This is a genomic window from Wenzhouxiangella sp. YN9 (assembly GCF_056324165.1).
Window position 1 is genome coordinate 1 of sequence record NZ_JBJNIP010000017.1, and the last position, 1,261, is coordinate 1,261.

Sequence of the window (1,261 nt, forward strand, 5' to 3'; positions counted from 1 at the left end):
GATTGCCATGAGTCACAGGGAGTTGGATCGGGTGGGTGTCATCCGGAAGGTGGTTGACGGCACGCTGATCCAGCGTGAGGCGGCGCTTCATCTGGGGCTGAGCGTTCGCCACGTCAAGCGGCTGGTTCGGGCCTTCCGCGCCGAAGGGGCGGCAGGCCTGGCCTCAAAGCATCGTGGCCGGCCCGGCAACAATCGCATCGCCGCTTCGGTGCGGGATCATTTCATCGCGCTGGTGCGCAGTCGCTACCACGACTTCGGCCCGACCCTGGCCCACGAGAAGCTCGTTGAGCAGCACGGCTTTGGTCACTCGGTCGAGACGCTCAGGGCCTGGATGATTGCCGAAGGCCTGTGGCGGCCGCGACAGCGGCGTCAGGCCTCGATCCACCAGAGTCGCCCACGCCGGGCCTGCCGGGGCGAGCTGGTGCAGATCGACGGCTCGCCCCATGCCTGGTTCGAGGATCGGGGGCCTGCTTGCTGCCTGATCGTGTTCATCGACGACGCCACCAGCGAGCTTGGCGCCCTGCGCTTTGTGCCCTCCGAGACCACCCAGGCCTACATGGAGACGCTCCAGACCTACCTGCAGGCTCATGGTCGCCCGGCAGCCTTCTATTCCGATCGCCACAGCATCTTCCGGGTCAACCACCCCGACCGCGAAGGCGAGCTGACCCAGTTCTCGCGCGCGCTCAAGACCCTCGACATCGGCGCCATCCATGCCAACACGCCCCAGGCCAAGGGCCGGGTCGAGCGGGCCAATCAGACCCTGCAGGATCGCCTGGTCAAGGAACTGCGGCTGCGTGGCATCAGCGATATCGATGGCGCCAACGCCTTTCTAGCCGAGTTCATCGCCGACTACAACCGCCGCTTCGCCAAGCCGCCACAGCATACCAGCGACGCCCACCGGCCCGTACTGCACGACGCCGGCGAGCTCGATCAGATCTTTTCCATCCACCACACCCGCAAGCTGTCGAAGAACCTCACCTGCCAGTTCCACAACCGCGAATACCAGATCACCGGCCAGGGCAAGGGCTACCGACTCAGAGGCAGCCTCGTGACGCTGTGCGAGCACTTTGACGGTCGCGTGACCGTGCTCAGCAAGGGGCAGTCGCTCCCCTTCCGGCTACTAGCCGAAGGCGAGCCGCCCATTCCAATCGAAGACGAGAAGTCCGTCAGCAACCGGGTTGACCAGATCAGACAGCAGCAAGCCGCAAAGCCTGCCTACAAACCACCACCCGACCACCCCTGGAAGCGAGCCTACCCCGAC

At 65.3% G+C, this 1,261-nt stretch carries 1 protein-coding gene; it reads left to right on the top strand.

The features are described from left to right. Position 1: 1 nt before the first annotated feature. A partial coding sequence (locus tag ACEWQ0_RS00035) for an ISNCY family transposase (RefSeq protein WP_476484109.1) occupies positions 2-1,261 on the top strand: 1,260 nt, incomplete at its 3' end.